The following is a 4,224-nucleotide window of genomic DNA, read 5'->3' on the forward strand; positions in this document are numbered from 1 at the left end:
GCACAGGCCTGTGCCGACCTCGACGCAGAGTGCCGACCTCGAAGCAACCGAACAGGGGGCTGCCGACCTCAGGGCCTCCCCGGTACAGAAGCCCTCAGTACAGGAGCCGCCGGAACACCGGCCCGGAGAACACGAGTCCTCAGAACAGGCTCAGCAGGTCCTCGACCCGGTCGGTGCGCTCCCACGTGAAGTCGGGCAGGTCGCGGCCGAAGTGCCCGTACGTGGAGGTGGCCCGGTAGATGGGCCGCAGCAGGTCGAGGTCGCGCACGATCGCGGCCGGACGCAGGTCGAACACCTCGTGGATGGCCGCGGTGATCTTCGAGACGGGCACGGTCTCGGTGCCGAAGGTCTCGACGTAGAGGCCCACGGGGTGCGCCTTGCCGATCGCGTAGGCGACCTGGACCTCGCAGCGCCGCGCGAGCCCGGCGGCCACGACGTTCTTGGCGACCCAGCGCATGGCGTACGCGCCCGACCGGTCCACCTTCGAGGGGTCCTTGCCGGAGAACGCGCCACCGCCGTGCCGCGCCATGCCGCCGTAGGTGTCGACGATGATCTTGCGGCCCGTCAGGCCGGCGTCGCCCTGCGGCCCGCCGATGACAAACTTTCCGGTCGGGTTCACGAACTGCCGGGCACCGGTCCAGTCCAGGCCCGCGGACTCCAGCACGGGGGCGATGACAATCTCGGCGACCTCGACGTGCAGCTTCTCCTGCAGCACGTCGGCGTCGTGCTGGGTGGAGAGCACCACGGTGTCGACAGCGACGGGCCGGTCGCCGTCGTACCCGATGGTCACCTGGGTCTTGCCGTCGGGGCGCAGGCCCAGCAGCTCGCCGGACTTGCGGACGGCGGCCAGGCGCTCCGACAGCCGGTGCGCGAGCCAGCCGGCCACGGGCATGAAGGCGGGCGTCTCGTCGGACGCGTAGCCGAACATGAGGCCTTGGTCTCCGGCGCCCTGGGCGTCGAGCGGGTCGAGGTCGCTGGTGTCGTCCCGCATCTCGAGGGCCTTGTCGACGCCCTGCGCGATGTCGGGCGACTGCTGCCCGATGGAGACGGACACACCGCACGAGTCGCCGTCGAACCCGATGGCGGACGACGTGTAGCCGATGCCGCGCACCACGTCCCGCACGATCTGCGGGATCTCGACGTACGCCTCGGTGGTGACCTCGCCCGCGACGTGCACCAGCCCGGTGGTGACCATGGTCTCCACCGCGACGCGCGACGTGGGGTCCTGCTCCAGCAGTGCGTCCAGGATGGCGTCGCTGATCTGATCACAGACCTTGTCCGGATGACCCTCGGTCACGGACTCGGACGTGAAAAGGCGCAGCTCGCTCATGGGTAACAGCCTACGGTCTCGCACAGCGAGAAGTCGATCCTGGCAGGTGAGACGGGGGTCACGGCAGCAGCTTGGCGACGGCGTCCCACAGGGCGTCCGCCACCTCGCGCTTCGACCCGGAGGCCAGCCCGACGACGTCGCCGGTCCCGTCCAGGATCGTGACCTCGTTGCTCTCGGTGCCGAACCCGCGCCCCGCACCGACCGCGTTCACCGCGATCAGGTCGGCGCCCTTGCGCCGGGCCTTGGCGCGGCCGTGCTCCAGCACGCTGCCGGTTGCGTCGCCGGTCTCGGCCGCGAAGCCCACCACGACCTGGCCGGGACGCAGCCGGTCGTGCGCGATCTCCGCGAGGATGTCGGGGTTCTCGACGAGCTCGATGGGCGCGGGACCCTGCCCCGGCACCTTCTTGATCTTGGCGTCGGGCGTGACGGCGGGGCGGAAGTCCGCCACGGCGGCGGCCATCACCACGACGTCCGCCTCCGCGCCCACGGCCCGGACGGCGTCGCGCAGCTCCATCGTGGACTCCACCTGCACGACGGAGCAGGCCCGCGGGCCGGCCAGGACCTGGTCGGTGACGTCCTGCGCGAGGTTGGCCGCCACGAGGGTCACGTCGGCACCGCGCGCGGCCGCGGCCTGCGCCAGGGCGACGCCCTGCCGGCCGCTGGACCGGTTGCCGATGAACCGCACCGGGTCGATGGCCTCGCGCGTGCCGCCCGCGGAGACGACGACGCGCCGGCCGGCGAGGTCGAGGTTCTCGGCCGGTCCGGCCGCCGGTGCCGCGGCAGCATCAACCAGAGACGGGTCGACCAGCGAGAGCGCCTCACGCGCGATGTCCTCCGGCTCGGGCAGCCGCCCGGGGCCGGTGTCCTTGCCGGTCAGGCGGCCCGAGGCGGGCTCGATCACGTGCACGCCCCGCTCGCGCAGGGTCGCCACGTTCGCGCGGGTGGCCGCGTGGTCCCACATCTCGGTGTGCATCGCCGGGGCGAGCACCACCGGGCAGCGGGCCGCCAGGAGGGTCGTGGTCAGCAGGTCGTCCGCGAGCCCCGCGGCGGCGCGCGCCATGAGGTCTGCGGTGGCCGGCGCGACGATCACGAGGTCGGCGTGCTGCCCCAGCGACACGTGCTGCACGCCGGGGACGTCGTCGAACACCTCGGTGCTGACGGGCTCGCCCGACAGCGCCTCGAACGTGGGCGCGCCCACGAACTCCAGCGCCGCGCGAGTGGGGATCACGCGCACGGCGTGCCCCTGCTCGCGCAGCAGCCGCAGCAGGAGCACCGCCTTGTACGCGGCGATCCCACCGGAGACTCCGAGGAGGATCCTCATCGGTGGTGTGGTGGGGTCAGGCCGGGAACTCGGGCAGCGACTGCTCGGCCTTCGCGGCGGCAGCGGCGTCAGCCTGCGCCTGCACCTCGGCCGGGTCGACCTCCTCGATGGTCAGGAGGCCCTGGGTGATCTCGCGCATCGCGATGGAGAGGGGCTTCTCCTGGTTGCGGGTCTCGACGAGCGGGCCCACGTTCTCCAGGAGGCCCTCGTTGAGCTGCGAGTAGTACGCGTTGATCTGACGGGCGCGCATGGACGCGTACAGCACGAGGCCGTACTTCGAGTCGATGCGCTCGAGCAGCTCGTCGATCGGCGGGTCGGTGATGCCCTCAGGGGCGGCGACGGTTCCGGCCATGGTGAAGCTCCAGAAGTCTTGGGTGACGGGGGAAAGTCCGAGGATTGAGTCTACCTGCTCTGTCACCCGGAGGTGGCAGGCAGCGCGCCGGGTCAGCCGACCGGTGTGGTGGAACCCACACCCATCACGGCGACGAGCGCGTCCGTGGCACGGTGCACGTCGTCGTTCACGATGGTGACGTCGAACTCCTCCTCGGCGGCGAGCTCGACGCGCGCCGTGGCGAGCCGCCGCTCCCGCTCCTCCGAGTCCTCGGTGCCGCGACCGACGAGCCGCCGGACGAGCTCGTCGAAGCTCGGCGGGGCGAGGAAGACGAACCGGGCCTGCAGGCCCGAGGCCGTCACCGCGTCGCGCACCTGGCGCGCGCCCTGGAGGTCGATCTCCAGGAGCACGGGGACCCCGGCGGCGAGCTTCTGCTCGACCGGTCGCCGTGGCGTCCCGTACCGGTTACGACCGTGCACCACCGCCCACTCGAGCATCTCGTCGGAGGCGACCATGCGGTCGAACTCCTCCGGAGACACGAACAGGTAGTGCACTCCGTCCACCTCGCCCGGGCGCGGCGACCGGGTGGTCGCCGACACGGAGAGCCAGACCTGCGGATAACGGTCCCGCACGTCGGCGGAGACCGTGCCCTTGCCCACCGCGGTGGGACCTGCGAGCACGGTCAGCCGTGCGGGTTGTGTCGTACTGATCTCAGCCAAACCTCTCGATGAGCGCCGCCGACTGGTGCGGTCCGAGGCCTCGGACGCGGCGGGTCTCGGCGATCCCGATCTCTTCCATGATCGCCCTGGCCTTAACCTTACCGACCCCGGGCAGCGACTCGAGCAACGAGACGACCTTGAGCTTGCCGACGACGTCGTCCTTCTGGCCCTGCTCGATGACCTCCCTCAGGGAACCTTGCGAGTACTTGAGCTTGTTCTTGATCTCTGCCCGCGCGCGTCGCGCCTCGGCTGCCTTCTCGAGTGCTGCCGCACGCTGCTCGGGTGTGAGGGGTGGTAGTGCCACGCAAGTCACCTACTCGTGTCTCGACCGGTCTTCTGACTCGGGACGTCCGGTCCTCGCTCGGGCCCGATGCCCAAGTCCGTGACCTGGCCCGCAACCGGTCTGGTGTGAACTGCTGCATCGAAAGTAGCCATCGCCTCAACGGTCGGCAATCGCAGAACGCCACTTCGTGAAAACTCATGCACATGCACTTTTAGGCATTTAGTACATTCCACAACAAAG

5 protein-coding genes are annotated in these 4,224 nt (G+C 70.6%); all 5 read right to left on the bottom strand.

The window, feature by feature from the left end:
* Positions 1 to 139: 139 nt before the first annotated feature.
* Positions 140 to 1,330 (bottom strand): methionine adenosyltransferase, encoded by a 1,191-nt coding sequence (gene metK / locus ACFWEJ_RS27595; RefSeq protein ID WP_377232365.1) that lies wholly within the window; start codon positions 1,328 to 1,330, stop codon positions 140 to 142.
* 58 nt (positions 1,331 to 1,388) lie between these two features.
* A complete protein-coding gene (gene coaBC, locus ACFWEJ_RS27600; RefSeq protein WP_377232366.1) occupies positions 1,389 to 2,651 on the bottom strand; it encodes a bifunctional phosphopantothenoylcysteine decarboxylase/phosphopantothenate--cysteine ligase CoaBC in 1,263 nt (420 codons plus the stop codon).
* Positions 2,652 to 2,667: 16 nt separating this feature from the next.
* Positions 2,668 to 3,003 carry a DNA-directed RNA polymerase subunit omega gene (rpoZ, locus tag ACFWEJ_RS27605; protein ID WP_020015401.1) on the bottom strand — a complete coding sequence of 112 codons (336 nt, stop codon included), beginning with the start codon at positions 3,001 to 3,003 and terminating at the stop codon, positions 2,668 to 2,670.
* A 92-nt stretch (positions 3,004 to 3,095) separates the two neighbouring features.
* Complete coding sequence (gene gmk / locus ACFWEJ_RS27610) at positions 3,096 to 3,662, bottom strand: guanylate kinase (RefSeq protein WP_377232367.1); 567 nt, start codon at positions 3,660 to 3,662, stop codon at positions 3,096 to 3,098.
* Positions 3,663 to 3,693: 31 nt separating this feature from the next.
* Positions 3,694 to 4,005: an integration host factor, actinobacterial type gene (gene mihF, locus ACFWEJ_RS27615; protein ID WP_020015403.1), complete on the bottom strand. Its 312-nt coding sequence runs from the start codon at positions 4,003 to 4,005 to the stop codon at positions 3,694 to 3,696.
* Positions 4,006 to 4,224 lie beyond the last annotated feature (219 nt).

The organism is Promicromonospora sp. NPDC060204 (genome assembly GCF_042728455.1).
In the GTDB taxonomy this organism is placed as follows: Bacteria; Actinomycetota; Actinomycetes; order Actinomycetales; family Cellulomonadaceae; genus Promicromonospora.

What these genes read in the sequence shown, in the direction of transcription:
- rpoZ (WP_020015401.1), bottom strand. Translation starts at nt 3,003, where the DNA reads ATGGCCGGAACCGTCGCCGCCCCTGAGGGCATCACCGACCCGCCGATC.
- coaBC (WP_377232366.1), bottom strand. Translation starts at nt 2,651, where the DNA reads ATGAGGATCCTCCTCGGAGTCTCCGGTGGGATCGCCGCGTACAAGGCG.
- metK (WP_377232365.1), bottom strand. Translation starts at nt 1,330, where the DNA reads ATGAGCGAGCTGCGCCTTTTCACGTCCGAGTCCGTGACCGAGGGTCAT.